This window comes from Saccharopolyspora sp. CA-218241 (genome assembly GCF_050954615.1).
GTDB lineage: Bacteria > Actinomycetota > Actinomycetes > Mycobacteriales > Pseudonocardiaceae > Saccharopolyspora > Saccharopolyspora cebuensis.
Map to the genome: position 1 here is coordinate 4,547,629 of NZ_CP191860.1, position 25,124 is coordinate 4,572,752.

General features: G+C 73.5%; 23 protein-coding genes, 1 pseudogene and 1 riboswitch. Of the genes and pseudogenes, 9 read left to right on the top strand and 15 right to left on the bottom strand.

Annotated features, from left to right (window positions below):
* Window positions 1-36: 36 nt before the first annotated feature.
* Window positions 37-858, bottom strand: a complete 822-nt coding sequence (locus ACQP0T_RS21625) for a S1 family peptidase (protein ID WP_433869719.1) — start codon at window positions 856-858, stop codon at window positions 37-39.
* Between the two features lie 228 nt (window positions 859-1,086).
* On the opposite strand from ACQP0T_RS21625, the gene ACQP0T_RS21630 reads away from it, so the two are divergent.
* The gene (locus ACQP0T_RS21630; RefSeq protein WP_433869720.1) at window positions 1,087-1,749 is read left to right on the top strand and encodes a LysE family translocator; all 663 of its coding nucleotides are present in this window, start codon (window positions 1,087-1,089) and stop codon (window positions 1,747-1,749) included.
* 105 nt (window positions 1,750-1,854) lie between these two features.
* Here ACQP0T_RS21630 and ACQP0T_RS21635 read toward each other — a convergent pair.
* The 3 genes and pseudogenes from ACQP0T_RS21635 to cobN all read right to left on the bottom strand — a co-directional run.
* Window positions 1,855-2,859, bottom strand: a pseudogene (locus ACQP0T_RS21635) (MFS transporter); the annotation flags it as partial.
* Window positions 2,860-2,955: 96 nt separating this feature from the next.
* The gene (locus ACQP0T_RS21640) at window positions 2,956-3,777 is read right to left on the bottom strand and encodes a S1 family peptidase (RefSeq protein ID WP_433869721.1); all 822 of its coding nucleotides are present in this window, start codon (window positions 3,775-3,777) and stop codon (window positions 2,956-2,958) included.
* A 205-nt stretch (window positions 3,778-3,982) separates the two neighbouring features.
* Entirely contained in the window at window positions 3,983-7,651 is a 3,669-nt protein-coding gene (gene cobN / locus ACQP0T_RS21645; protein WP_433869722.1) for a cobaltochelatase subunit CobN, read from the bottom strand.
* Window positions 7,652-7,702: 51 nt separating this feature from the next.
* A riboswitch (cobalamin riboswitch) is annotated at window positions 7,703-7,822 on the bottom strand.
* Window positions 7,823-8,098: 276 nt separating this feature from the next.
* Between cobN and ACQP0T_RS21650 the strand changes: the two genes are divergently transcribed.
* Window positions 8,099-8,212, top strand: coding sequence for a lasso RiPP family leader peptide-containing protein (locus ACQP0T_RS21650; RefSeq protein WP_345355457.1), 114 nt, complete (start codon window positions 8,099-8,101; stop codon window positions 8,210-8,212).
* Window positions 8,213-8,490: 278 nt separating this feature from the next.
* Here ACQP0T_RS21650 and ACQP0T_RS21655 read toward each other — a convergent pair whose 3' ends face one another.
* From ACQP0T_RS21655 to ACQP0T_RS21665, 3 genes are read right to left on the bottom strand one after another with little or no spacing between them, the layout of a single operon-like run.
* Window positions 8,491-9,402 (bottom strand): NAD(P)-dependent oxidoreductase, encoded by a 912-nt coding sequence (locus ACQP0T_RS21655; protein WP_433869723.1) that lies wholly within the window; start codon window positions 9,400-9,402, stop codon window positions 8,491-8,493.
* Window positions 9,402-10,007, bottom strand: coding sequence for a bifunctional 4-hydroxy-2-oxoglutarate aldolase/2-dehydro-3-deoxy-phosphogluconate aldolase (locus ACQP0T_RS21660; RefSeq protein ID WP_433869724.1), 606 nt, complete (start codon window positions 10,005-10,007; stop codon window positions 9,402-9,404). The genes ACQP0T_RS21655 and ACQP0T_RS21660 overlap by 1 nt, the downstream gene beginning before the upstream one ends.
* The gene (locus ACQP0T_RS21665; RefSeq protein ID WP_433869725.1) at window positions 10,004-10,972 is read right to left on the bottom strand and encodes a sugar kinase; all 969 of its coding nucleotides are present in this window, start codon (window positions 10,970-10,972) and stop codon (window positions 10,004-10,006) included. The genes ACQP0T_RS21660 and ACQP0T_RS21665 overlap by 4 nt, the downstream gene beginning before the upstream one ends.
* A 246-nt stretch (window positions 10,973-11,218) precedes the next feature.
* Between ACQP0T_RS21665 and ACQP0T_RS21670 the strand changes: the two genes are divergently transcribed.
* The gene (locus tag ACQP0T_RS21670) at window positions 11,219-11,764 is read left to right on the top strand and encodes a YbhB/YbcL family Raf kinase inhibitor-like protein (protein ID WP_433869726.1); all 546 of its coding nucleotides are present in this window, start codon (window positions 11,219-11,221) and stop codon (window positions 11,762-11,764) included.
* A 45-nt stretch (window positions 11,765-11,809) separates the two neighbouring features.
* Here ACQP0T_RS21670 and ACQP0T_RS21675 read toward each other — a convergent pair whose 3' ends face one another.
* Window positions 11,810-12,691, bottom strand: coding sequence for a hypothetical protein (locus ACQP0T_RS21675; protein WP_433869727.1), 882 nt, complete (start codon window positions 12,689-12,691; stop codon window positions 11,810-11,812).
* Window positions 12,692-12,904: 213 nt separating this feature from the next.
* Between ACQP0T_RS21675 and ACQP0T_RS21680 the strand changes: the two genes are divergently transcribed.
* Window positions 12,905-14,302, top strand: a complete 1,398-nt coding sequence (locus ACQP0T_RS21680; protein ID WP_433869728.1) for a mycothione reductase — start codon at window positions 12,905-12,907, stop codon at window positions 14,300-14,302.
* A 104-nt stretch (window positions 14,303-14,406) separates the two neighbouring features.
* Here ACQP0T_RS21680 and ACQP0T_RS21685 read toward each other — a convergent pair whose 3' ends face one another.
* Window positions 14,407-15,648 carry a CynX/NimT family MFS transporter gene (locus ACQP0T_RS21685; RefSeq protein ID WP_433869729.1) on the bottom strand — a complete coding sequence of 414 codons (1,242 nt, stop codon included), beginning with the start codon at window positions 15,646-15,648 and terminating at the stop codon, window positions 14,407-14,409.
* A gap of 48 nt (window positions 15,649-15,696) precedes the next feature.
* On the opposite strand from ACQP0T_RS21685, the gene ACQP0T_RS21690 reads away from it, so the two are divergent.
* Entirely contained in the window at window positions 15,697-16,365 is a 669-nt protein-coding gene (locus ACQP0T_RS21690; protein WP_345355483.1) for a FadR/GntR family transcriptional regulator, read from the top strand.
* Window positions 16,366-16,594: 229 nt separating this feature from the next.
* Here the strand turns inward: ACQP0T_RS21690 and ACQP0T_RS21695 are convergent, their stop codons facing one another.
* Window positions 16,595-16,831: a type II toxin-antitoxin system Phd/YefM family antitoxin gene (locus ACQP0T_RS21695; protein WP_433869730.1), complete on the bottom strand. Its 237-nt coding sequence runs from the start codon at window positions 16,829-16,831 to the stop codon at window positions 16,595-16,597.
* Between the two features lie 10 nt (window positions 16,832-16,841).
* Complete coding sequence (locus ACQP0T_RS21700; protein WP_433869731.1) at window positions 16,842-18,383, bottom strand: cobyric acid synthase; 1,542 nt, start codon at window positions 18,381-18,383, stop codon at window positions 16,842-16,844.
* Window positions 18,384-18,554: 171 nt separating this feature from the next.
* On the opposite strand from ACQP0T_RS21700, the gene ACQP0T_RS21705 reads away from it, so the two are divergent.
* From ACQP0T_RS21705 to ACQP0T_RS21720, 4 genes are read left to right on the top strand one after another with little or no spacing between them, the layout of a single operon-like run.
* On the top strand, window positions 18,555-18,992 hold the full coding sequence (locus tag ACQP0T_RS21705; protein WP_433869732.1) for a YbaB/EbfC family nucleoid-associated protein: 438 nt from the start codon (window positions 18,555-18,557) through the stop codon (window positions 18,990-18,992).
* Entirely contained in the window at window positions 18,989-19,303 is a 315-nt protein-coding gene (locus tag ACQP0T_RS21710; RefSeq protein ID WP_433869733.1) for a type VII secretion target, read from the top strand. The genes ACQP0T_RS21705 and ACQP0T_RS21710 overlap by 4 nt, the downstream gene beginning before the upstream one ends.
* The gene (locus ACQP0T_RS21715; protein ID WP_433869734.1) at window positions 19,287-20,390 is read left to right on the top strand and encodes a WXG100 family type VII secretion target; all 1,104 of its coding nucleotides are present in this window, start codon (window positions 19,287-19,289) and stop codon (window positions 20,388-20,390) included. Before ACQP0T_RS21710 ends, ACQP0T_RS21715 begins: the two co-directional genes overlap by 17 nt.
* A gap of 59 nt (window positions 20,391-20,449) precedes the next feature.
* On the top strand, window positions 20,450-21,043 hold the full coding sequence (locus tag ACQP0T_RS21720; RefSeq protein WP_433873806.1) for a DUF6346 domain-containing protein: 594 nt from the start codon (window positions 20,450-20,452) through the stop codon (window positions 21,041-21,043).
* A gap of 113 nt (window positions 21,044-21,156) precedes the next feature.
* Here the strand turns inward: ACQP0T_RS21720 and ACQP0T_RS21725 are convergent, their stop codons facing one another.
* The 4 genes from ACQP0T_RS21725 to ACQP0T_RS21740 form a co-directional block, all read right to left on the bottom strand.
* The gene (locus ACQP0T_RS21725; RefSeq protein WP_433869735.1) at window positions 21,157-21,708 is read right to left on the bottom strand and encodes a hypothetical protein; all 552 of its coding nucleotides are present in this window, start codon (window positions 21,706-21,708) and stop codon (window positions 21,157-21,159) included.
* Window positions 21,709-21,727: 19 nt separating this feature from the next.
* A complete protein-coding gene (map, locus tag ACQP0T_RS21730) occupies window positions 21,728-22,585 on the bottom strand; it encodes a type I methionyl aminopeptidase (RefSeq protein ID WP_433869736.1) in 858 nt (285 codons plus the stop codon).
* A gap of 63 nt (window positions 22,586-22,648) precedes the next feature.
* Complete coding sequence (locus tag ACQP0T_RS21735) at window positions 22,649-23,053, bottom strand: type II toxin-antitoxin system VapC family toxin (protein ID WP_345355494.1); 405 nt, start codon at window positions 23,051-23,053, stop codon at window positions 22,649-22,651.
* A 244-nt stretch (window positions 23,054-23,297) separates the two neighbouring features.
* Window positions 23,298-25,088, bottom strand: coding sequence for a penicillin-binding transpeptidase domain-containing protein (locus ACQP0T_RS21740; RefSeq protein WP_433869737.1), 1,791 nt, complete (start codon window positions 25,086-25,088; stop codon window positions 23,298-23,300).
* Between the last annotated feature and the right edge of the window lie 36 nt (window positions 25,089-25,124).

Consider the following 25,124-nt stretch of genomic DNA (forward strand, 5'->3'; position numbering starts at 1 on the left):
AACCTGGATATCACAGCATCCGGCCGGAGGCCCTGGTCACCCGGGCCGGGAGTTGCCCACACCACTCGGCTGGAGCTGGTCGGCGAGCTCCGGGTAACCCCCGAGCCTGGTGTAGACGCCGGGGACGCCGGGCCGGCCGCAGCCGGTGCCGAAGGAGACGACCCCGGCGAGCCGCCCGCCCACCACGAACGGCCCGCCGGAGTCGCCTGCGCAGGCGTCGCGACCGCCCTCGGGCACCCCGGCGCAGAACATCTCGGTCCTGTCGTAGGTGGAGTAGGCCGCGGCGCAGGTCTGGTCGTCGGTGACCGGCACGGTCACCGAGCGCAACGTCGATGAGGACGCACCGCCCTCGCTGGTGCGCCCCCAGCCGTGGACCCGGCCGGTGGTGCCCGGCCGGTACGGCGCGGGGTCGCCGGGGGCGACCACCGGGATCGGCCGCTGCGGCAGCGGCGCGTCCAGGGTGAGCACGGCGAGGTCGTCGCCCTGCTCGAAGCCCGCGTACTCCGGGTGCACCCAGGTCCGCACCACGCGCCCGACGACACCGGCGCCGGTGCCGAGGTCGGTGCGCCCGGCGACGACCCGCAGGTCGGCGGGCCCGCGCCGAGAGCCCGTCCCGTCGACCACGCAGTGCGCGGCGGTGACCACCTCGACGGGGCTGACCAGCGCGCCACCGCAGAAGTGCCGCCCGGACCCGTCGGTGAGCGCGACCGCCCACGGCGCCCGGTCGGTGGAGTCGGGCCCGCCGCCGAGGACGCGCTCCTGGGGCCGCTCGTCCGCGTACGCGGGCTGGACCCCCGCGAGCACGGTCATCGCGCCCGCGAGCGCGATCCGCACCGGTCCGCTCCTGCTGCTGCCCACCACGTCGGCCCTCCACCGCCGGAACCCTGTCGCCGGACGGACCGTAGCCGGACCGATACCGGGAATGACGAGAGGGGAGTCACACGGTTCCGGGAAAATATTTCGCTATGATGGCTCTCGGCGACAAAATCTGCGCACCGATGCGCGATCGTTCGCCGATCCTCCCGAACCAGTACCACCGGCTCCGCCGCGTCTCCGCAGGCGGAGCGGCGAACTACGCCTGGTCGGGTGACACGAGATCAGCGCGAGGAGGAACCGCACGTGCTCCTGGACCCCACTCCGCTGCCCGCCTTCCTGCTGGCGAGCGCGGTCGTGATCCTCACCCCCGGAGTCGATGCCTTCCTGCTGCTGCGCACCTCGCTGAACGCGGGCCGCCGCGCCGGGCTGCTCGCCCTGGTCGGCATCCACACCGCCAGCGTGCTCCAGGTCGCGGCGGTGATCGGCGGCCTCGGCGCGCTGATCACCCGGCACCCGGCGGTGCTGTCGGTGCTGAAGTGGGTCGGCGCGGCGTACCTGGTCTACCTGGCCGGATCGATCCTGCGCGGGCTCTGGCTGGCCCGCCGGGCCGGCGCCGAAGGGCTGGCCGAGCCGGTGCCCGACCGGTCCAACCCGTTCCTGCGCGGGCTGCTGAGCAACCTGACCAACCCGAAGATGCTGCTGTTCAGCCTGGCGTTCCTGCCGCAGTTCGTCGGCGCCGCCGCGCAGCCCGCGGTGCAGCTCGTGGTGCTAGGCGTGATCTTCCTGGTGCTCGCCGCGTTCTGGGAGCTGACCATCGTGCTGGCCGCCGCCCGCATCGCCGACCGGCTCCGGCATCCCCGGGTCTCCCACTCGCTGGACCTGGTCAGCGTGGCGGCGTTCCTGACCATCTCGGTCGGGTTGGTGGCGAGCTGACCGCAGGCCGGTGAGCAGCGCCAGGACCGCCAGCCCGGCCAGCAGCGCCGGGGCGTCGGCGACCGGGGCGGCCAGCGCGAACAGGTACGGCGCGGCGAAGCCGAGGTAGGCGACCACCCAGAACACCGAGGTGAGCCGGGCCAGCCCGCCGGGCGCGGCGATCCGCCCGACCACGGTCAGGCAGTAGGTCGAGCAGCACCCGTAGCCCGCGCCGAGCAGCGCGCAGCAGGCCAGGGCGGCCAGCGGCATCCCGCGCGCCGCGGTCAGCGCGGCCAGCGCCAGCCCGAGGCCCAGCAGGCCCAGCCCCACCACCGCCGGGACCCGTTCGCCGCGGGCCGCGAGGCGGCGGGCCAGGGGCTGCACCAGCGCGCCGGTGCCGGGGGCGAGCAGCGCGGCCAGTCCCGCGTGCAGCGTCTCCCACTCCGCCGGGGCGACCTGCCCCGGCAGCACGCCGAAGCTGATCGAGGGGCCGACGAACACCCACAGCGCCACCGGCAGCACCAGCGCGCGGAACCGCCGGTCGCGCTGCCGCACCCGCGTCGCCGCCGGTCGGCTCGGCCGGGTCTCCGGGCAGGCCAGCGCGAGCAGCAGCCCGGCCACGCACAGCACCAGGTGCGGCAGGTAGGCGACGACCAGCGGCCGCGGTGCCCACTGGGCGAGCAGCGCGGCGACCAGTCCGCTGAGGCTGAACCCGGCCGACAGCAGCACTCCGGCCCGGCGGGCGCCCGCGCCGTCGTCGGTCGCGCCCGCGAGCAGCGTCAGTTCGCGGACCCAGGCGGTGCCCGCGGCCAGCACCGCCCCGGTGCCGACGCCGGTGAGCACCCGCCCGACGGCCAGCCAGGGCACGGCCAGCACCCCGGCCATCAGCGCCAGCGTGGCCACCCCGTTGAGCAGCACCGCGCCCAGCACCACCGGTCGGCGCCCGCGCCGGTCGGCCAGCGGTCCGCCGAGCAGCAGGCCCGGGACCAGACCCACCACGTACAGCGCGAACAGCCCGGTGACGGCGGTGCCGGACACGCCGAGCCCCCGCTGGTAGGCGGCCAGCAGCGGGGAGAACTGGTTGGCACCCCAGCCCGCGACGGTCAGCAGGAAGGCCGCGCGCAACCACATCGACGTCACAGCCACCCGTTGTATGCCCGCGCCGCGCGGTGGCGCAGCCCCCGGGCGGCCGTGACGTCCCTCTCACCCGTCCCCAGGCACAGGTCCTCAGGTGCCGAGCTGGGCGGCGATGTCGGCCTGGTAGGTGGCGACCCGGGTGTAGATCCCGGGGTAGCCCGGGCGGGCGCAGCCGTTGCCGGTGGAGACGATGCCGGTCAGCTTCCCGTCGGCGACCATCGGCCCGCCGGAGTCGCCCTGGCAGCTGTCCTTGCCGCCTTCGGGCACGCCCGCGCAGACCATCGTGCGCGGGTCGAACTGCGAGTAGGCGCGCGAGCAGTCGGGGTCGGCCACCACCGGGACCTGGACCGAGCGCAGCACGTCGGAGCTGGGACCGCCCTCGGCGACGTTGCCCCAGCCGAGCACCGTGGTCGGCGTGCCCGCCTGGTAGAGCGCGGAATCGGCCGGGGTGGCCAGCGGCAGCGGCTGCTGCGGGAGCCGGGTGTCCAGGGTGAGCACCGCGACGTCGGCGCCCGCGGTGGCGCTCTGGTAGTCCGGGTGGGTCCAGATGTCCCGGACCCCGGCGACGGTGCCCGCGGTGGTCCGCTTGTCCTCCCGGCCCGCGACGACCTGCACCGCCCCCGGCCGCTCGCCGTCCACGCAGTGCGCGGCGGTGACGACCTTGTCGGGAGCGGCGAGGGTGCCGCCGCAGAACTGGTCGCCCCGCGGGTTGGCGAGGTAGACCACCCACGGGTGCTCGGCGATCGGGGCCGGGGAGCCGCCGACGATCGGCGGTGCCTTCGAGGCGGCGGGCCCGGTCTCGGCGGCACCGGCGGTTTCGGCGGCACCGGCGGTCAGCGGTGCGGTCGCCAGCGCCGCCGACATCGCCAGCACGCCCAGCGCCGCCGCTCCCCTGCGCGGAACTCCTGTCATCGCTGTCTCCTCCCCCACAGGCGGGGGTGGGCCGGCGCCGTCCGCGCGAACCGGTCCCCCACCGGTCCGAACCACTTGACGACCCCAGCGGATCACAGCGCACCGGAGGGCGCCGCACGCCGACCGTTAACCACTCGGTCGAGCTACTGGACGCGCGGCTGAATACACCCGTCCGGCGGGATATCACCGTCCACAGAGGAGTGCTTCAGCCCTCCAGGCTGCCCTCGAGTTCCAGGTACACCTCGCGCAGCTCCGCCAGCACCGCCTCATCGGGGCGTTCCCACAGGCCGCGGTCGGCGGCCTCCAGCAGCCGCTCGGTCATCCCGCGCAGCGCCCACGGGTTCGAGGTGCGCAGGAACTCCTGCACCTCGCCGTCGAAGACGTAGGACTCGGCGAGCTTGGCGTACATCCAGTCGTCCACCACGCCCGCGGTCGCGTCGAAGCCGAACAGGTAGTCCACGGTGGCCGCGAGCTCGAAGGCGCCCTTGTAGCCGTGCCTGCGCATCGCCGAGATCCACTTGGGGTTGACCACCCGGGCCCGGAAGACGCGCTTGGTCTCCTCGCCGAGGGTCCGCGTCTTCACCGCGTGCGGCACCGCGGAGTCGCCGACGTAGGCGGCCGGGTCGGCGCCGGCGAGCACCCGCACCGCGGCGACCATCCCGCCGTGGTACTGGAAGTAGTCGTCGGAGTCGGCGATGTCGTGCTCGCGGGTGTCGACGTTCTTGGCCGCCACCTGGATGCGCCGGAACGCCGTCTCCATGTCCGTCCGCGCCTCCCGGCCGTCCAGCCCCCGACCGTAGGCGAACCCGCCCCAGGTGGCGTAGACCTCGGCGAGGTCGGCGTCGCTGCGCCAGTTCCGGGCGTCGATCAGCGGCAGCAGCCCGGCCCCGTAGGCGCCCGGCTTGGACCCGAAGATCCGGGTGGAGGCGCGCCGGTCGTCGCCGTGCGAAGCCAGGTCGGCGCGGTAGTGCGCGGCGACGAAGTTGTCCTCGTCCGGCTCGTCGAGCACCGCCACCGCCCGGACCGCGTCGTCGAGCAGCGACACCACGTGCGGGAAGGCGTCCCGGAAGAAGCCGGAGATGCGCACCACCACGTCGATCCGGGGACGGCCCAGCTCGGCCAGCGGCACCACCTCGAAACCGGTGACCCGGCGGGAGGCGTCGTCCCAGGTCGGGCGGCAGCCGAGCAGCCAGAGCAGCTCGCCGATGTCGTCGCCCTGGGTACGCATCGCCGAGGTGCCCCACACCGTGAGCCCGACTGAGCGCGGGTGCTCCCCGGTGTCCTGCACGTGCCGCGCCAGCAGGGAATCGGCGAGCGCGGAGCCGACCTCGAAGGCGTTGCGGGACGGGATCGCCTTGGGGTCGACCGAGTAGAAGTTGCGGCCGGTCGGCAGCACCGACACCAGGCCCCGGGTCGGTGACCCGGACGGTCCGGCGGGCACGAAGCCGCCGCCGAGGGCGTGCACCACGTTGTCCACCTCGTCGGTGGTGCGGGCCAACCGGGGCGCCAGCTCCTCGCAGGCGAACCGCAGCACCGCGTCGACCTGCTCGTCGGGACCGCCCAGCACCGACGCGGCGACGCCGTCGGCCCGCCAGCCCGCCTCGGCCAGGCCGGTGACCAGCCGCCGGGCCAGCTCCTCCAGCAGGTCCACCGCGTCCGATGCGGACGCCGCGGGACCCGCCACCAGTCCGGTCAGCGCGCCCGGGACCGCCACCGCGGCACCGGGCTCGGCCAGCAGGTGCTGCTCGTCGAGGCCGAAGCGCTCGGCCAGGGCGGTCCGCAGCCCGGGCAGGGCCCCGACCTTCCCGCCGAAGACCTGCCGCGAGCGCAGGATCGCCAGCACGTCGTTGACCAGCTCCTCGCCCGCCGGCGCCCGGCCGAGGATGTGCAGCCCGTCGCGGATCTGCACGTCCTTGATCTCGCACAGGTAGCCGTCGATGTGCATCACGAAGTCGTCGAACGACTCGGCGTCGGGCTGGTCCTGCTGGTGCAGGTCGTGGTGCAGCTCGGCGGCGGTGACCAGCTCCCAGATCTGGTTGCGCAGCGCGGGCTTCTTCTCCGGGTCGAGGTCGGTGACCAGGGCGTACTCGTCGAGGAGCTGCTCCAGCTTGGCGATGTCGCCGTAGCTGTCGGCGCGGGCCATCGGCGGGATCAGGTGGTCCACCACGACGGCGTGCCCGCGGCGCTTGGCCTGGGTGCCCTCGCCCGGGTCGTTGACGATGAACGGGTAGACCAGCGGCAGGTCGCCCAGCACGGCGTCCGGCGCGCACTCGGCGGCCAGGCCGAGGCCCTTGCCCGGCAGCCACTCCAGGGTGCCGTGCTTGCCCAGGTGGACGACGGCGTGGGCGCCGAACTCCTCGGCCAGCCAGCGGTAGGCGGCGAAGTACTGGTGCGAGGGCGGCAGGTCCGGGTCGTGGTAGATGGCGATCGGGTTCTCGCCGAAGCCGCGCGGCGGCTGGATCATCAGCACCACGTTGCCGAAGCGCAGCGCCGCCACGTAGATCGAGCCCTCGTCGTCGACGTACAGGCCGCCCGGCGGCGGACCCCAGTGCTCGGCCATGGCCTCGCGCAGCGCGGTGGGCAGCGCGTCGAACCACTCCCGGTAGCGGGGCGCCGGGACGCGGATCGCGGCCTGCGACATCTGGTCGTCGGTGAGCCATTCGACGTCGTGGCCGCCCGCGGCGATCAGCCGGTGGATCAGCCCGTCGCCGTCCACCCCGGACAGGTCCAGGCCGCCGAGGTCGTACCCGGCCTCGGCCAGGGCGTGCAGCAGCACCACCGCCGAGGCGGGGGTGTCCAGGCCGACCGCGTTGCCCACCCGGGAGTGCTTGGTCGGGTAGGACGACAGCACCACGGCCAGCTTCTTGTCCGAGTCGGCGGTGCGCCGAAGCCGGGCCAGCGCGGTGGCGGTGCCCGCGACCCGCCGGGCGCGTTCGGGATCGGCCAGGTAGACCGGGATGCCGTCGTCCCCGGCCTCCTTGAAGGAGAAGGGCACGCTGATCAGCCGGCCGTCGAACTCCGGCACCGCGACCTGCATCGCGGCGTCCATCGGCGACAGCGCGGCGTCGCTGCCCTCCCAGGTGGCGCGGCTGGTGGTGAGGCAGAGCCCTTGCAGCACCGGGATGTCCAGCTCGGCCAGCGCCCCGGCATCCCAGGAGTCCTCGTCGCCGCCCGCGCTGGCGTCGGCGGCCACCGAGCCGCCCGCGGCGAGCACCGTGGCCACCAGCACGTCGCAGCCGCCGAGCAGGTCGCGCAGCCCGGCGGCGTCGGACAGCCCGCGCAGGGAGCCGCAGAACACCGGCAGCGCGTTGGCCCCGGCCCGCTCGACCTGGTCGGCGAGGGTGTCGACGAACCCGGTGTTGCCCGCCAGCGCGTGCGCCCGGTAGAAGACGATGCCCACGGTGGGCCGCGCCGGGTCGTGCGCCCGCTCGCCGTGCGGGCCGAACTCCGGCATCCGCTCCGGCAGCTCGAAGCCGTCGCCGGTCAGCAGCACCGTGTCGGACAGGAACCGGGCGAGCTGCCCGAGGTTGCCCGGTCCGCCTTCGACCAGGTAGGTCAGCGCCTGGGTGGCGACCCCGGCCGGGACGGTGGACAGCGCCATCAGCTCGGCGTCCGGGGTGGACTCGCCGCTGAGCGCGACGGTCGGCAGGCCCGAGGCCAGCACCGCCTCCAGCCCTTCGGCCCAGGCGCGCTTGCCGCCGAGCAGCCGGACCACCACGAGATCGACCCCGGTGAGCAGGTCGGGGACGTCCTCGGCGGCGACCCGGGACGGGTTGGCCACCGCGTAGTCGGCACCGGAGGCCCTGGCGGCCAGCAGATCGGTGTCCGCCGTGGACAGCAGCAGGATCCTGGTGGTGCGGGCAGCGTCGGACACGGCGCGTCCTTCCTCGGGGTGCGCGCCCCGATCGGGATCCACGGCGGCCGGAGTGTCCTGGCTCCCGGATCGGCGCGCGGCCCCGCCTTCCGGCCCGTGCGGGCCGTGGCTCGTCGGAGTGCGCTCCCCGGTCACAGTGGCGCGACCGCCCCGGTTTCGCACCGGGTTCCTCCGCGTCACCGCCGTCTGACGCCGATCATCCTAACGGCCACCGGCGCGCCCGCCGTGAGACGTCGTTCACCCCGCACCCGGCAGCCCTCCGGGCCGCCTCCCGCGCGCCCCCCGGACACGCCGGCGGAGCAGGGACCAGGAGGCACGGCCGAGTAGTCGTGCTGCGGAACCCGGGTGAACCCCCGCCGCGGGGACCTCAAGGCGTCCGGGACGCCGCCGATCACAGGGGCAGGTGCCCGCGGCGGGCGCCACGTCAACGACATGGAGGCGACGACCATGACCGAGACCACCTACCGCACCCCCGAACTGGCCGAGCTGGGCGAGTTCACCGCCGACACCCTCGGTGGCAGCGGCGAGTACGTCGACGGCAACGGCTACTTCCTGCCCTGAAGGATCGCTTTCGCCAATGGTCTGCGTGGCGGTGCCGGTAGCGGGACCTCAGCGGCCCACTCGCTCCGGGAGCCGTTCCTGATGTACCCACTTCGTACACGGCGTCACGGCTGTCCTCGCGAGAAGATCGCTGAGCGGCACCGTCCGAGCACGGGCCGCGGTGCAAGTTGCGTGCCTCACCGCAATGCGGCTCCGCCGCATTCTGAAAAGCCTCCTGATCGAGGCCAGGGGTCCGGCTCCCGCCCGAGGGGCCGGGCCCCGGTCGTCCCCCGGAGCGGTCAGTACCCGGCTTCGAGGTCGACGACGCCGATCAGCGGCTCGCCCGCCAGGCGCCGCCGCACGTTGTCCCGCACCCGGCGGGCCAGCGCCGGGAGCAGCAGCGGCTTCGGGTTCGCCGAGTGCGGGGTGATCAGGGCGCGCGGGTGGCCGAACAGCGGGTGTCCGTCCGGCAGCGGCTCCGGGTCGGTGACGTCCAGCGCGGCCCCGCCGATCCGCCCGGCGTCCAGGGCCTCGACCAGCGCGCCGGTGTCGACCAGCGAGCCGCGGGCCACGTTGATCAGCCAGGCGTCGTCCTTCATCCGCGCCAGCGCGGCGGCGTCGATCAGCGCGGCGGTGGCGGCGGTGGCCGGAGCCGCGACCACCACGTGATCCGACCGCTCCAGCAGGGTGCCGAGGGCGTCCGGGGCGTCGGCGGGCCAGGTGCGCTCGGCGCCGTCGACCGGGCGGCCGGAGCGGTTGATCGCCAGCACCCGGACGCCGAAGGGGCGCAGCAGCCCGATCAGCGCCCGCCCGATGCCGCCCGCGCCGACGATGCCCACCGTGGCGCCGAACAGGGTGCGCGCCCGCCCCGGGCGGTCCCAGCGCTCGGCGCGGGCGGCCTGGTGCAGGCCGCGGGCACCGGCCAGCATCAGCCCGAGGGCGTGCTCGGCGACGGTCTCGGCGTAGCTGCCCGCGGCCGAGGTGACCGTGATGCCCTCGCGCAGCGCGCCCGCCGCGAGCCACGGTTCGATCCCGGCGGCGGGCAACTGCACCCATTCCAGCCCCGGGTGGTCGTACTCGGCGAACCGCTCCGGCCCGGCGCCGAACCACACCAGCCCGGTGGCCTCGGCGGCCGGGGCGAGTTCCGCGCCCGCGGCCAGCACCGCGTCCTGGAGTTCGGCGGCCGGTTCCGGACCGACGTGCACCCGCACTACGCCCTCCTGCCGTCGCGCAACAACCCGGCCAGGGCGGGGAGCTGCTCGGGATCGTCCAGGGCCGAGCCCACCGCGACCGCGCGGGCGCCCGCGGCGAGGAATTCCGCGGCGTTGCGCGCGTTCATCCCGCCGGTGGCGACCAGCTTGAGGTCGGGGAACGGCCCGAGCACCGCGCTGAACCAGCCGGCGCCGAGCTGCGCGGCCGGGAACGCCTTGACCCAGTCCAGCCCGAGCCGCCGGGCCTGCTGGACCTCGCTCGGGGTCGCCACGCCGGGCAGGTGCGGCACCCCGACGTCGGCGCTGAGCCGCACCACCTCGGCGTCCAGGCCGGGCGCCACGGTGAACGCGGCCCCGGCCTCCTGCGCGGTGCGGACCTGCTCGGGCGAGGTCACGGTGCCCGCGCCCACCGGGCGCCCGCGCCGGGCACCGGCCTCGACGGCGGCGCGCAGCGACGGTTCGGCGCGCGGAGTCTCGATCGGCACCTCGACGGCCTCGATGCCCAGGTCCCAGGCCCGCTCGGCCAGTTCGGCGGTCCGCTGCGGGGTCATCCCGCGCAGGATCGCCAGCACCGGCGCGGCCAGCAGCTCGTCGAAACCCCTCACGCGTCACCGCCGATCCGCAGGCCGCCCCAGGCCCGCTCGTCGTAGGCCAGTCGTTCCTCCAGCTCGGCGAGGTCGGGCAGCGCCTGGTGGTCCTCGGTGCTGAGCAGACTCCGGGCCGCCAGCAGGTGCCCGAGCCGCAGCCGGCGCGAGGCGTCCGCACCGCGCAGCAGCCCGGACAGGTACCCGGCGGCGAAGGCGTCCCCGGCCCCGACCGGCTCGACGACCTCCACGCGGGGCGCCGGGACCGACGTGGTGCCCACGCCGAACTCGTACGCGGCCAGCGCGCCGTCCTTGACCACCACCAGCTCGGGCCGGTCGAGCAGCGCGCGCACCTCCTCGGGGGTGCGCACCGACCACAGCGCCGCGGCCTCGTCGAGCCCGACGAACACCACGTCGGCGAGCTGCGCCAGCTCCCGCAGCACCGGCGCCGCCTCCGCCGCGCTCCACAGCGCGGGCCGGTGGTTCACGTCGAAGCTCAGCCGGGACCGCCGCGGGCGGGTCAGCAGCCGCCGGACGAGCCGGTCGCAGCCGGTGGACAGCACCGGCGTGATGCCGCTGAGGTGCACCGCGGCCGGGGCGTCGAGCACCACGTCGGCCAGGAAGTCCTGGTCCATCGTGGACGCCGCCGACCCGGCCCGGTAGTAGTGCACCCGGGTGCCCTCGGGTCGCGGGTCCTTGAAGTAGACGCCGGTCGGCGCCGCCGGGTGCACCTCGACCAGCGCGGTGTCCACCCCGGCGCGCGCGAGGTCGGCGACCAACCGCCTGCCCAACGGGTCGTCCCCGACCCGGCTCGCCCAGCCGACCCGGTGCCCCAGCGAGGCCAGGTGGATCGCCACGTTCGACTCGGCGCCGCCCGCGGAGAGCGTGAACGCCGGTGCCCGCTCCAGCGGCGTCGCGTCCGCGGGCGCGACCAGCGACATCGTCTCGCCCACGCACAGCACTTCGAGGGCTTCGTCGGGCTCCACACCGCCTCCTCCGCTTTCGGCCGTGGCGCAGCCTACCCGCCCGACTGCGCATGGCACACCACCCTTGCAACATGTGCACGTTGACCCACCAGAGCACCGGTGCAGCATGGGTATGAGTCCGATACCGGATCCCGCGGATCTCCCCCTTCGGGGCGGAGGCGTCCCGGCCCGGCGGGTGGCCCGGGTCATTAGGGTGGGCTGCGGGTAATCCGATCACGCCGTCCGCGACGAAGAGGAGGATGCTTGATGAGCTTGGAGCGCCCGGTCGATCCGGACCCGTATTCCCTTCTCCCCGAGGTTCCGTCGTTCACCGTGACGTCCGAGGACGTGACCGACGGCGAGCCGATGGGCAAGGCCCACGCCTACGACGGCATGGGCGCCGAGGGCGAGAACCGCTCGCCGCAACTGAGCTGGTCGGGCTTCCCGGACACCACCAAGAGCTTCGTGGTGACCTGCTTCGACCCGGACGCCCCGATCCCGGGCGGCTTCTGGCACTGGGTGCTGGTCGACGTGCCCGTCGGGGTCACCGAGCTGCCCGCCGACGCGGGCGACCGCAGCGGCTCCGGCATCCCGGAGGGCGCCTTCCACGTCCCCAACGACATGGGCGAGCGGGCCTTCGGCGGCGCCGCGCCGCCGCCCGGTGACCGCCCGCACCGCTACTACTTCGCGGTGCACGCGGTGGACACCGAGAAGCTCGGGGTCGACGACACGGTGAGCCCGGCGGTGGTCAGCTTCAACCTGGCCTTCCACACCGTCGCGCGGGCCGTGATCGCCCCGACCTACGCGCACTGAGGGTTCGGTCGAGGGGGTTCCGCACCCGAGGAGCCCCCTCTTCCGTCAGCGTCCGGGGGCTCCGACGGGGGCCGCGAGCACCGGCTCGGGCACCGAGGCGAGCAGCCGGGCGCGGGCCTGCCGGACCAGCAGCACCCGGGGCAGCCGGCGCAACCGCCGCGGGATCGGGGCGTCGAACACCGCGGGCCACAGCGCGCGGGCCCGCTTCCTGGGCAGGCGCGACCAGCGCGCCAGCAGCTCCTCGACGAGCCGGAGCTGCTCCCGGTGCAACCGGTGCGGGCCGTCGACCTCGCCGAACAGCCTCCGGTATTCGGCCAGCACGTTGACGTGCCCGAAGGCCCGGTCGGCGGCGTGCGGCCGCAGGTCGTCGCGGATCTCGCGCAGCGCCAGCAGCGGGTCGAGGGCGTGCAGCGCCACGGCGGCGTCCCGCCCGACCACGTCGCACAGCACCTGGACCAGCAGCCGGACGTCCGAGCAGCGCTGGTGGGTGAGCACCCGCAGCGCCTCCTCGTCGACCTCGGCGAGCTCGTGCACCACCCGGCGCCGCTGCCTGCCGTAGGCCTTGAGCAGCGCGACCTGGCGGCGGATGCCGGGGTGGTCGAGGCCGTGCGCGTCGAGCAGGTGCTCGATGCCGTCGAAGGCGATCCGGTCCTCCTCCCCGGTCCCCGCGCCGAGGTCGACCCGGTGGACCAGCGCCTCCAGGTGCTGGAGCAGCGGCAGCGCCGCGTGCAGCGCGCGGGGCGGGCAGTCCAGCAGCGGGCCGAGCCGGTGCAGGCCGCCGACGACCTTGCCCGCGGTGAGCTGGTGCAGGTAGGTGACGGCCGTCGTGCGGAGCTCGGCCTCGGACAGCCCCCGGTACCCGGCGCGCAGCCGGATGCCGAGATCGTCCGGGTCGCGCAGGCTCCCCGCCGGTCGGGTGCGGGCCATGTCCACCACTTCCCTCGGTGCGGCTGCCGACGATCATGCCCGGCGGCATCGCCCCCGGTCGCGGGTTCGGTCCCGAGCTCGCTCGAAGGTGTGAGCACCGGCCTCCCCCCTTCCACAGTGGACGTGGCCGGGCTCACGCCGGGAATCAGCGGGGGTCGTGACGGGTTGGACCGGGCGGTCCCGCGCTCCCCCGACCTGAGGCAGGATGGATCCGTGCGCCACTTCGACCTCGTCATCATCGGTTCCGGCTCCGGCAACTCGTTGCTGGACGAGCGGTTCGACGGCTGGAACGTCGCCATCGTCGACAAGGGCATCGGCCCCAACGACGCCTACGGCGGGACCTGCCTCAACGTCGGGTGCATCCCGACGAAGATGTTCGTGCACACCGCCGACGTCGCCGCCGGTCCCGCCGCCGGGGAGCGGCTCGGGGTGGACCTGGAGCTGCGCGGGGTGCGCTGGCGGGAGATCCGGGACCGGATCTTCGAGCGGATCGACACCATCTCCGCGGGCGGCAGGCACTACCGCGCCGAGGAGAGCCCGAACGTGACGCTGTTCACCGGCGTCGCGACGTTCAGCGGGGTCAAGCGGCTCACCGTCGAGACCGAGGACGGGCCGGAGACCATCACCGCCGACCGGTTCGTCATCGCCGCGGGCGGGCGCCCCGACCTGCCCGATCTGCCGGGGCTGCTCGACGTGCCGTACTGGACCAGCGACACGGTGATGCGGCTCGACGAGCTGCCCCGCCGGATGATCATCATGGGCACCGGGTTCGTCGGCGCCGAGTTCGCGCACGTGTTCTCGTCGCTGGGCGTCGAGGTCACCCTGGTCGGCCGGTCCGGGGTGGCGCTGCGCGCCGAGGACGCCGACATCGCCGAGCGGTTCACCGAGATCGCCACGCGCAAGTGGGACGTGCGGCTGAACCGGCACGCCACCTCCGTCGAGCGCGACGGCGACGGGATCGTGCTGCACCTCGACGGTCCCGACGGCGCCGAGTCCGTCCCCGGCGACGCGCTGCTCGTCGCGACCGGGCGACGGCCCAACGCCGACCTGCTCGACGCGCCCGCCGGGGGCATCGAGCTCACCGCGGACGGCAAGGTCAAGGTCGACTCCACCCAGCGGGCCTCGGTGGACGGCGTGTGGGCGCTCGGCGACGTGAGCTCGCACTTCGAGCTCAAGCACGTGGCCAACCACGAGATGCGCGTGGTCCAGCACAACCTGCTGCACCCCGACGACCCGATCGAGTCGGACCACCGGTTCGTACCGCACGCGGTGTTCAGCGCGCCGCAGATCGCCTCGGTCGGGCTCACCGAGGAGCAGGCGCGGCGGCGCGGCATCGACCACGTCGTCAGCACGCAGGACTACGCCGCGATCGCCTACGGCTGGGCGATGGAGGACACCACCGGCTTCGCCAAGCTGCTGGCCGACCCGCGCACCGGGCTGATCCTCGGCGCGCACATCATCGGCCCGCAGGCGCCCACGGTGATCCAGCCGCTGATCCAGGCGATGCACTTCGGCCTCGACGCCCGCTCGATGGCGAAGGGCCAGTACTGGATCCACCCGGCGATGCCCGAGCTCGTGGAGAACGCCCTCCTCAACCTCCCCCTCGACTGAGACCTGGGTGAGGGGCACCTTCATCCGGCACAGTCGGCTGAAGGTGCCCCGCACTCATGGCACGAACGGGTGGCGTGCTGGGTGTGCGGGCGGGTGCGCGCGGCTCACACGGTGCGCGGGCGTCCGGCCACGGTCCCGATGATCCCCTGCACCACGACGACCGCGATCACCACCAGCAGCGAGCTCGACCAGGCCCCGGTGAGGTCGTGCAGCACGCCGAACAGGAACGGGCCGACCGAGGCGATCAGGTAGCCGACGCTCTGCGCCATCGCCGACAGCCGCGCGGTGTCGGCCGCGCTGGCGGTGCGCAGCGACAGCAGCACCAAGGCGAGCGGGAAGGCGCTCATCCCGACTCCGATGATCAGCGCCCACAGCCACGGCGCGGTGGTCGGCGCGAGGAGGAGCCCGAGCATCCCGGTGATGGTCAGCACCGCGAGACCCGCCGCCCAGCCGGACTGGCTGCGGCTGCGGGTGACCAGCGACGGCAGCACCATGTTGATCGGCACGCCCACCAGCAGCAGGAAACCGAGCAGCGCCCCGGCGGTCCCCGCATCGATCCCGGCGCCCTTGAACACCTCGGGCAGCCACCCCATCACCACGTAGGCGACCAGCGACTGCATCGCGAAGTAACCGGTGATCACCCAGGCCAGCGGGCTGCGCAGCATCGAACGGCCGGGATCGGCCGGGGCCGCGGGCGCCGCGGTGCGCCCGGAACGGACGGTCGCGGGCACCCACACGACCAGCGCCGCCAGCGCGAGCACCAGCCAGGTGCCCAGGGACAGCCGCCAACTGCCGGTCGCGCTGTTCAGCATCGGCGTGAGCGTCGAACCCAGCGCGCCACCGGCCGCCATCGCGGTGGTGTAGAGGGAGGTGGCCATCCCGACCCGGTTCGGGAACGACTCCTTGACCACCACCGGGACCAGCACGTTGCACATCGCGATCGCGGCGCAGACCAGCACCGTCCCGCCGAGCACGGTCCACGGGCCGTCGAGCACGCGCAGCGCCATCGCCGCGGTGAGCACCGCCAGGGACACCGCGATCACCCGGCCGCTGCCGAGCCGGCGGGCCAGCAGCGGCGCGGCGATCCCGGCCACGCCGAAGCACAGCGTGGGCACGGAGGTGACCGCGCTGGCCCACGTGGTGCTCGCGCCGAGCGAATCGCGGACCTCGCCGAGCACGGAGGCCAGGCTGGTCACGGCGGGGCGCATGTTCGCGGCGGCGAGCGCGACCCCGATCAGCAGCAGGACGCCGCCGAGCGCACCGCGGCGATCGGTGGGCGGCGGCTGCGCGGGTGCGGCGGCGGAGCTGGCATCCTGTTCGGTCACGGGCGGCAGGTGGGTGGACATCGCGCCTAGTATGTCAAACATGGGATGTCTGGATGAGAGGACCTAATCGTGCCCTTGGTCACCGCGAAGCGAACCGGCCTGGTCGACCAGGTCATCGACCAGATGCGCGCCCTCGTGTCCTCCGGCGAATGGCCGCTGGGCGAGAAGATCCCGCCCGAGGCCGAGCTGGTCACCGCCCTCGGCGTCGGCCGCAACACGGTCCGCGAGGCGGTGCGCGCCCTCTCCCACACCGGACTGCTGGAGGTCCGCCAGGGCGACGGCACCTTCGTCCGCGCCACCAGCGAGCTCTCCGGCGCGGTCCGCGGTCTCTGCGGTGACGAGCTGCGCCAGATCCACCAGGTGCGCCGCGCGCTGGAGGTCGAATCCGCCCGGCTCGCCGCCACCGCCCGCACCGAGCAGGACCTCGCCGAGCTGACCGCCCTGCTCGACGAGCGCGCCACCGCGCTGCGCGACCGGCTCGCCGACCAGGCCATCGCCGCCGACGCCGCGTTCCACCTCCGGCTGGTCGACGCCTCCCACAACCCGGTGCTGGTCGCGCTCTACCAGGGCATCCGGGAAGCCGTCGTGTCCAGCGTCGCCACCTGCTTCGACCCCGACCTGCCCGCCGAGGAGCACATCTCGCACCGCGAACTCCTCGACGCCGTCCGGGACCGCGACCCCAAGCGCGCCGCCGAAGAGGCAGGAGGCTTCCTCGAAGACCTCCTCGCCGAAGGCTGACCCGCAGCAGCACGGCGCACGCCACCCGCAACCACAGTCAGGCAAGCGGCGAAGCCGCTTCCGCTTTGCCCCGCCCTCGCAGCTTGCACCGCCGCGGGTTCTCAGCGGCCTTCTCGCGAGGACGCCCTGATGCCGTGTATGGGCATACATCAAGAAGGGCGCCCGGAGCGAGAAGGCCGCTGAGGTTCCGCTGCTTGCACCGCCCAGCAAGGCGAGCCCGAACAGGCGATCAATAGTCGGTGCCCATGTCGAACGCTTCTTGCCCGGCCTCCGCCGCCAACGGCACCGCCCACACCCCGGTGAACACGCCCGCCGCGAATCCGGTCCGGGAGCGGCCGGTGGTCGGCTGCAACCGCACCGACGGGGCGCCGAAGCGCGTGATGACGACCTCTTCGCCCGCCTCGGCCCGGTCCAGCAGCTCGTCCAGTCGCGCCCGCGCTTCGTCGGCGGTGAACTCGGCAGCCATGGGATCGACGCTACCGGGCCGCGACGGCTCCCGGGGCCGTACCGGCCGGTAGTACCGGCAATCCGGCGGGCGCGCCGCCGTCCAGCAGCCGCAGCAGCGCGCCGGTGTCGGCGTGCCGCTCCACCAGATCGCCCAGCAGGTCGAGCTGACCGGCGCGGATCGCGGCGAACGAGGTGCCTTCGGCGGGGGTGAAACCGTCCCGCCCGGCCCGCCGCGCGGCCCAGCGCAGGAATTCCCGGCGGAACGCGTCGTTCTCGAACAGCCCGTGCCAGTGGGTGCCGAGCACCGGCCCGCGCACACCGCCCTCGACCTCGCCGTCCGGCAGCTCCACCAGCGGTGCCTGCTCCTCCCGGCCGACCACGGTCCCGTGGTGGATCTCGTAGCCGCCGACCGGTTCGCCGAACGCGGTGCCGCGCGGCCGGGCCAGCGTCTTGGCCGCGGCGAACTCGATCTCCAGATCGAGCAGTCCGAGCCCGTCCACCCGGCCGTCGCCCGATTCGACGTGGTCGGTGATGCCGGTGGTCAGCATCTGGAAGCCGCCGCAGATCCCGGCCACCGGGAGCCCGGCCCGCGCGTGCGCCAGCACGGCGTCGGCCAGCCCGGTGCGGCGCAGCCACGCCAGGTCCGCCACCGTCGACTTCGAGCCGGGCAGCACGACGAGGTCGGCGTCGGACAGCCGCGAGGGCTCGGTGACGAACCGGACCGCCACGCCCGGCTCGGCGGCCAGCGCCTCCACGTCGGTGGCATTGGAGATCCGGGGCAGCCGCGGCACCGCGACCCGCAGCCACTGCTCGCCCACCGGCGGCGCGGGGCGGCCGATCACGCCGTCGGCGACGTAGGACAGCGAATCCTCGGCGTCGATCCACAGCTCCTCGGCCCACGGCAGCACCCCGTGCACCGGTCGCCCGGTCAGCGCCCGGAGCTGCTCCAGGCCGGGTTCCAGCAGCGCCGGGTCCCCGCGGAACTTGTTGATCAAGAAGCCGCCGATCAACGCCTGGTCGGCGGCGTCGAGCAGCGCCAGGGTCCCGTAGAGCTGGGCGAACACCCCGCCCCGGTCGATGTCGCCGACCACCAGCACCGGCAGGTCCACCGCCCGCGCCAAACCCATGTTGGCGATGTCGCTGCCCCGCAGGTTGATCTCGGCGGGCGAGCCGGCGCCTTCGCAGATGACGTGGTCGAACTCGGCGGCCAACCCCTCCAGCGCGGACACCACGGTCTCCAGCAGGGCGGCCTTGCGGTCCCGGTAGGACAGCGCGGTCACCTCGCCGTCGACCGAGCCGAGCACCACCACCTGCGATCGCCGGTCGCTGCCCGGCTTGAGCAGCACCGGGTTGAACCGCACGGACGGCTCCAGCCCGCAGGCCGCGGCCTGCAACGCCTGCGCCCGGCCGATCTCCCCGCCGTCCGGGGTGACCACGGAGTTGTTCGACATGTTCTGCGCCTTGAACGGGGCGACCCGGGCGCCCTGCCGGGCCAACCAGCGGCAGATGCCCGCGGTGACCACGCTCTTGCCCGCGTCCGACGTCGTCCCGGCGATCAACAACCCGTGCACCACCCGTTCCTACCCCACGCCGCGCGCGAGCGGGACAGCAGGCGAGCAAGGTCACCGGCGGGCGAGCATCGCTTCGGACGCAGGCTCGTTCGACGAAACGGACCAACCAGGCCGCCGAATGCCGCTAACCTGCTGCGGGCCTTTCCGATCACGACACCACCGGGGGAATCCGTGCAGCCCGACGACTGGCTCGCCCAGTACAACACCAAGCTCCAACAGCTCAAGGCGGACACCGACCGGGCCAAGGAGCAGCTCGGCGGTATCGGCGGATCCGCCACCTCGCGGGACGGGCAGGTCACCGTGCGGGTCAACGGCAGCGGCGTGCTGGAGGACATCAGCTTCAGCCGCGATTTCCCGCACCCGAAGCCGAACGAGGTCGCCGCCTCGATCATGGAATGCGTCCGCAAGGCCCAGCGGGACGCGGCCGGCCGGACGATGGACGTCATGCAGCAGTTCGTCGGCGAAGGCGATGCGATGGACTTCGTCCGCAACAGCCTCCCGCACGGCTACGCGGGTGACGGCAGCGACGAGGACGACCAGCCGGTCCGCCGCCGCGAAGCCGCCGAGCCCGAGGACTTTGACAACACCGACGAGGACTTCCTGCGATGAGCGGCTTCCGAGCGGACGTGCCGCTGATCACCGAGCACAGCAGCGCGGTCCAAGGCTTCGCCGACACGGTGAAGACCGCGCACCGAGCCGCCCAGACGACCCTGGACAGCAACGCCTTCGGTCTCTTCGGCCAGTTCCTGGCGGCCCAGTGCCTCGCCCAGGCCGAGCTGGCGAAGTCCACCATCGACTCCGGCGCCAAGGCACTGGAGTCGGTCCGCAAGGCTCTGGACGAGACCGCCGCCGACTACGAGGCGACCGACCGGGAGAGCAGCGCCATCATCGAGGAGGTGGAGCGTGACTTCCACCAGTGACCTGGTCGTCACCGCCGACGAATCGGTGGCGCTGACGGAAGCGAAGAACGCGGCCAATCCGTTCAGCGGCGCGGGTGGCGTGGAGAACGTCTACGGGGCCACGCAAGCCCTCACGAACGGCGATTGGGACACCGCCGGACTGAGCGCGCTCGGCGTCGGGCTCGATGCGGTCGGCTTCGCCGCCGACCCGTTGGGCAGCCTCGCGAGCTGGGGCGTCGGCTGGCTCATCGAGAACGTCTCGTTCCTCCGCGAACCCTTCGACGCGCTGATGGGCAATCCCGATGCCATCAGCGGGATGGCCAGCACCTGGGAGAACATCGGCGAGGAGCTCAAGTCGGTCGCCCAGGGGTACGGGCAGTCGGCGCAGTCGACGACCGCCTGGGAAGGTCGGAGCGGCAACGCCTACCGCGCTCTCGGAGCCGAGACCGCCAAGACCCTCGACGCCGTGGGTGAAACGTGCCACGGCATGAAGGCCGCGGTGGAAGGCGCGGGCACGGTGGTGGGTGCCGTGCGCGGGATCGTCCGCGATCTCATCGCCGGCGCCATCGGCGAGATCGTCTCCGCGGTGCTGAAGTGGGGCATCGCCGCGGCGTGCACCGCGGGCATCGCCGCGGGCGGCCTGATCGCCGACGCGATCCGAATCGCGCTGAAGTGGGCGGACAAGATCTCGGGGTGGATGACCAAGCTCGCCGATGCGCTCAAGAGCCTGTCCTCGTGCCTGGACAAGTTGGGGTCGGCGGGACAGTCGCTCAAGACGAAGGTCGACGACTTCTTCGCCGGTCTGGCGAATCCGCCGAGCGGCAACCTGGTCAACGTGCGGACGCAGCCCGCGCTGTCCGGCAACCACCTCGATTCGGTCGGCACCGGGGCGCAGACCGAAGGGGCTTCCGCGTTCCAGGACGCGTGGTCGGGCTTCAAGGCAGGCGGCGCGGAGTACAAGCCCTTCACCTCCGGCGAGATCTGGAGCCCGCACCTGGACATGGGTCCGGACGGCGGTCGCGCCAAGATGACCTACGAGGTCGTCAAGGAAACCGCCAAGCTCGATGACGGCGCGGACTCGACAGCCGAGGACCAGGAGAAGAAGTAGGCCCCATCATGCGAACAGAACTGTGGAGATCGGACAACCTCGCCATCCGCTTGGCGAAGATGCTCGGCGGCTTCGTCATCGTCGCGTTGCTGCTCATGCTGTGGCCGACGATCGTGTTCACCTTCCCCTTGGAGAAGGACAACCCGAACGGCACGGCCACTGCACATTCCTGCGAAGACACCGGCCCCGTCACCCGGCGCGGTTTCGGCATCAACTGGAATTGCGTGGCCACGATCCGCGACCACGAGTCCGGCGAAACGTGGACCGCGGAAATCGACATGAACTTCTTCACCCCCGAGGACATCGGCGAGCCGAAGGAGATCGTGTGGGGCTACGGCGGGAGCCGCAGCAGCCACAACACGGAACTGCGGACCTACACCTTGGCGGAAGGTGGCGTCTCCAGCGGTGCGCGGACGGCCATCGCGATCGGGGCCGCCGTCCTGGTCGTCGTGCCCGCCATCTTCATGTTCATCAGGTCGCTCCGGTGGTCGGGAACCCAGGAACAACAGCGGAAGGACCGGGAAAGGGTCAACGGCACCCCGGAAGAGCAGGCCGCCAAGAAAAAGGAGGACGAGGAATTCTGGGCACAGATGCGGCGCAACCGGGAGCAGCGCAAGCAAGCCCGGAGGCAGCGCAAGCAGACCCGGTCCTGATCCCCGCCGAACGCGGGGCATCCGGCCGGTAGGCGGCGCGGGCGGGTGGCCCGCCCCGCCGCTACCCGGTTCCGGGGCGCGGCGATGCGCGGATCCGCGGAGCGGGTGACCGGCTAGCGGAGCAAGTCGGGGCGCCGGTCGGACACGGCACGGACGATCCGGCGCACCACGCCGCGTCGGAGCAGCATCCGATGGCAGCCCTCGGGAGCTCGGCGGTCGAGCAGCCCGGCGTGGCGCTCGGCGAAACCGGCGTCGACCGGGTCGAACACCAGCGCGCCCGGTACCGGTTCGGAGTCGGGATCGTCCTTGCGCTTCGGCTGCGGTTCCTGACCGCGCAGACCGCTCAGTTCGGCCCACGCGATGAAGTTCGCGTCCTTGCGCATCCGGTGCCACAGGCCCCGCTCATCGACGTGGAGCCGCTGCGGGACCGACACGAAGAACAACGCCAACGCCAGGAAGAGCAGCGCGAGCGGCCCGAAGACGATGACCACCAACCACGGGACGAACGAGCCGCCCCCGCGGACGGCGTCATCGGGGTTGACCAGGAAGTAGCCGAACGACCCGACGAATCCGCACACCAGCAGCGCCCCGGCCAGCATCCCCCAGCCCTCGCGATAGCGGATGACCGTCGCGGTCGCCTGGGGTGCCCCCGCAGCACCGTGCACGGCGGTCACCCTACCGGGGTCAGAGCTGGGTGAGGATCTCGTTGCCGTCCTCGGTGATGAGGATGGTGTGCTCGAACTGGGCGGTCCAGCTCTTGTCCTTGGTCGTGACCGTCCAGCCGTCGTCCCACAGGTCGTACTCGTGGGTGCCGAGGGTGATCATCGGCTCGATGGTGAAGGTCATGCCCGGTTCGAGGATGGTCTGCACCGACGGCTCGTCGTAGTGCAGCACCACCAGTCCGCTGTGGAAGGACCGGCCGATGCCGTGGCCGGTGAAGTCGCGGACCACGCCGTAGCCGAACCGCTTGGCGTAGGACTCGATCACCCGACCGATCACGTTGAGCTGCCGACCGGGCTTGGCCGCCCTGATGCCGCGCATCGTCGCCTCGTGGGTCCGCTCGACGAGCAGCCGGACCTCCTCGGAGACCTCGCCCGCCAGGAACGTCGCGTTGGTGTCGCCGTGCACGCCGCCGAGATAGCCGGTGACGTCGACGTTGACGATGTCGCCGTCCTCGATCACCGTCGAGTCCGGGATGCCGTGGCAGATCACCTCGTTGAGCGAGGTGCAGCAGGACTTCGGGAAGCTCCGGTAGCCCAGCGTGGACGGGTAGGCGCCGTGGTCGCAGAAGAACTCGTGCACCACCGCGTCGATCTCGTCGGTGGTGGCGCCCGGCCGGACGACCTTGCCCGCCTCGGCGAGGGCCTGCGCGGCGAGCCGTCCCGCGGCGCGCATCGCCTCGATGACCTCGGGCGGCTGCACGTCCGGGTCGGTGTTGCGCTGCGGAGCTGGCCGGTCCACGTACTCCGGCCGCTCGATCGTGGCGGGAACGGCGCGACGCGGGGTCTGCACACCTGGGTTCAGCGGGGCTCGTACCGGCATGTCCTCCACTCTAACCACGCGTGCCGCGACACCCTCGGCGCGGTGACCCGTCGCCGCACCCGGTCACACCAGGACGCCGTCGAAGCCCGGGGAGGCGGTCCGCAGGCCGAGCTTGCCCGCGATGTCCAGCAGCACCGGGTCGTAGGACAGGTAGGCGTGCAGCGTCGGCTCCGCCATCGCGGTGGCCAGGTGCACGGCGTCCACCGGGCCGACCCCGAAGCGCAGTTCGGCAGCCTGGTCGAGCACCTCCTGCTCCACCGGCAACTGGTCCAGCTTCGACAGCACGATCTCGGCGAGGTCCTCGGCCGCCGGGCCGTCCACCCGGAACCGGCGCATCACGTCGACCTTGGCCAACGCGCTGGTGGCGCGGCGCCGCTCCAGGCGTTCCCGCACCCACGAGCTCAGCGCCGGGCTCTCCGGCTCGGGGGCGATCAGCTTGATCAGCGCGGAGGAATCGAAGTAGATCACGAGCACTCCTGTTCGGCGGCGCGACCGGACCGGTCGGCGTGCGGACGGGGATCCAGCGGGGACGGGAACCAGCGGACGGGAATCCCCCGGGCGGGGACCTCCCGAGTGGGAGCCGCCGGCGCCGGGCGTCACCGGACCCGGGCGGGACTCCTCCGGAGGCGTCGCGGCGCACCCGCGCGCGACGACGCCCCGTCACTCCAAAATAGCAGTTCCGTCGCTCTCCGTGATCACTCGATGACGTGAATCAGAGCCCGCCGAGGAACGCCCGGGCGGTGTCCACCGCCGGACCCGAGCTGCCCGCGTCGGTCAGCAGCACCGCGAACGCCAGATCGCCGCGGAACCCGATGAACCAGCCGTGCGAGCGCGTCCCGTCGCCGTACTGGGCGGTGCCGGTCTTGCCCGACACCTCGCCGGAGCCGGCCACCCCGGTGGCCGTTCCGCTGGTCACCACCTCGCGCATCATGGCCCGGACCTGGTCGAGGGTCTGCGGCGACGGCGGCTGCGGGGTGGCGTTGGCGGTGGTCTCCTCGCCGCGGATCAGCGTCGGCACCGGCATCCGGCCGTTGACGATCGACGAGGTCGCCAGCGCCATGCCGAACGGGCTGGCCAGCACCTCGCCCTGCCCGATGCCGTTCGCCGCGCGCTGCACCACCGACTCGGCGGGCGGCACGTCACCGGTGATGGTGATCGCGCCGGGCATGTCGAAGTCGACGCCGAGGCCCAGGCGCTGCGCCGCGTCCGGCAGCGCCTCCGGCGGCTGGTCCACCGCGAGCTGCGCGAACGTGGTGTTGCAGGACTGGGCGAAGGCGGTGCGCAGCGGCACCGTGCCGAGCTCGAACTCCTTGTCGTTGGGGATGACCCGCCCGTCGAACGTCTGCCGCGCCGGGCACGCCACCGGCGTGTCGATGCCGACCGCCCCGGACTCCAGCGCGGCCGTGGCGGTCACCGCCTTGAACGTGGAGCCGGGCGGGTACTGGCCGGTCAGCGCCACCGGGCCCTGCCGGTCGGCGGGATCGTTCTGCGCGACGGCGAGCACCTCACCGGAGGACGGGCGCATCGCGACCAGCATCGCGGCCTGCGGCACCGGGTCGACGGCCTGCTCGGCGGCCCGCTGGGTCGGGTCGCTGAGCGTGGTGCCGATGGGCTCGACGGGGCGCGGCGCCACCTCGTGCAGCACGGCGGTATCCGCCCCGCCGCCGTCGACGGCCACGACCCGCCACCCGGCGGCGGCCTCGACCTGCTCCCGCGCCTTGCGCTGGACCCCGCCGAGCACCTGCGAGGCGTAGCCGCGCTCGGCGGTGACCAGCCGGGTCTGCGCCGGGAACCGCACCCCGGGCAGGTCGTAGATCCGGTCCCGGACCCGCTCGTAGTCGCCCTGCCGCAGGGTCACCACCGCGTACGGGGCGCCGGGCTGGGTGCGGCCCACCCCGTCCATGATGGTCTGCTGGGTGATGGCCGGTTCGATGTCGTCGAGCGCGTCGGCCAGCGCCGCCGCCACGCCGGGGACGTCACCGGCCTCGTTCGGTTGCAGGGTGACGGTGATGAGCTGTTCCGGGGTCATCAGCGGCGTGCCGTCGCGGTCCAGCACGGGCGCCGGCTCGGGCTCGTCCACCCGCAGGGCCGCGGTCTGCCCGGGCCCGAGCTCGGGGTGCAGCGCCGACGGCGACCAGCGGACCCGCCAGCCCTGGTCGGTCTCGGTCAGCGGCACCGAACCCCGGTACTCCCACACCCGGCCGCCGCCGAGGTCCCAGGACATGTCGTAGTCGGCGCGGGCGCCCCGTTCGGTCTCGGTCACGCCGCGCACGGTCGCGCGCACCGACTCCGGGGACAGCGCCTGCCGCGTGGTGTCGATGGCCTGCCGGGCCGGTTGCGGGGCGTCGGTCCGCTGCGCCGCCGCCCCGGCGTCCCCGGCCGCCACCGCGTCGAGGAAGGCCGTCGCCACGTCCTGCTCCGACGGTCCGGTGGAGCAGGCGGCCGTCAGCGGGAGCGCGACCGCGAGCGAAGCCAGGCTTGCGAAGATCCGCGAGGAGAACACCCCCGCGAGTATGCCGAAGATCGCCCCGGAAGATGC

What these genes read in the sequence shown, in the direction of transcription:
- ACQP0T_RS21650 (WP_345355457.1), top strand. Translation starts at nt 8,099, where the DNA reads ATGACCGAGACCACCTACCGCACCCCCGAACTGGCCGAGCTGGGCGAG.
- ACQP0T_RS21720 (WP_433873806.1), top strand. Translation starts at nt 20,450, where the DNA reads ATGCTCGGCGGCTTCGTCATCGTCGCGTTGCTGCTCATGCTGTGGCCG.
- ACQP0T_RS21710 (WP_433869733.1), top strand. Translation starts at nt 18,989, where the DNA reads ATGAGCGGCTTCCGAGCGGACGTGCCGCTGATCACCGAGCACAGCAGC.
- ACQP0T_RS21670 (WP_433869726.1), top strand. Translation starts at nt 11,219, where the DNA reads ATGAGCTTGGAGCGCCCGGTCGATCCGGACCCGTATTCCCTTCTCCCC.
- ACQP0T_RS21695 (WP_433869730.1), bottom strand. Translation starts at nt 16,831, where the DNA reads ATGGCTGCCGAGTTCACCGCCGACGAAGCGCGGGCGCGACTGGACGAG.
- ACQP0T_RS21675 (WP_433869727.1), bottom strand. Translation starts at nt 12,691, where the DNA reads ATGGCCCGCACCCGACCGGCGGGGAGCCTGCGCGACCCGGACGATCTC.
- map (WP_433869736.1), bottom strand. Translation starts at nt 22,585, where the DNA reads ATGCCGGTACGAGCCCCGCTGAACCCAGGTGTGCAGACCCCGCGTCGC.
- ACQP0T_RS21640 (WP_433869721.1), bottom strand. Translation starts at nt 3,777, where the DNA reads ATGACAGGAGTTCCGCGCAGGGGAGCGGCGGCGCTGGGCGTGCTGGCG.
- ACQP0T_RS21685 (WP_433869729.1), bottom strand. Translation starts at nt 15,648, where the DNA reads ATGTCCACCCACCTGCCGCCCGTGACCGAACAGGATGCCAGCTCCGCC.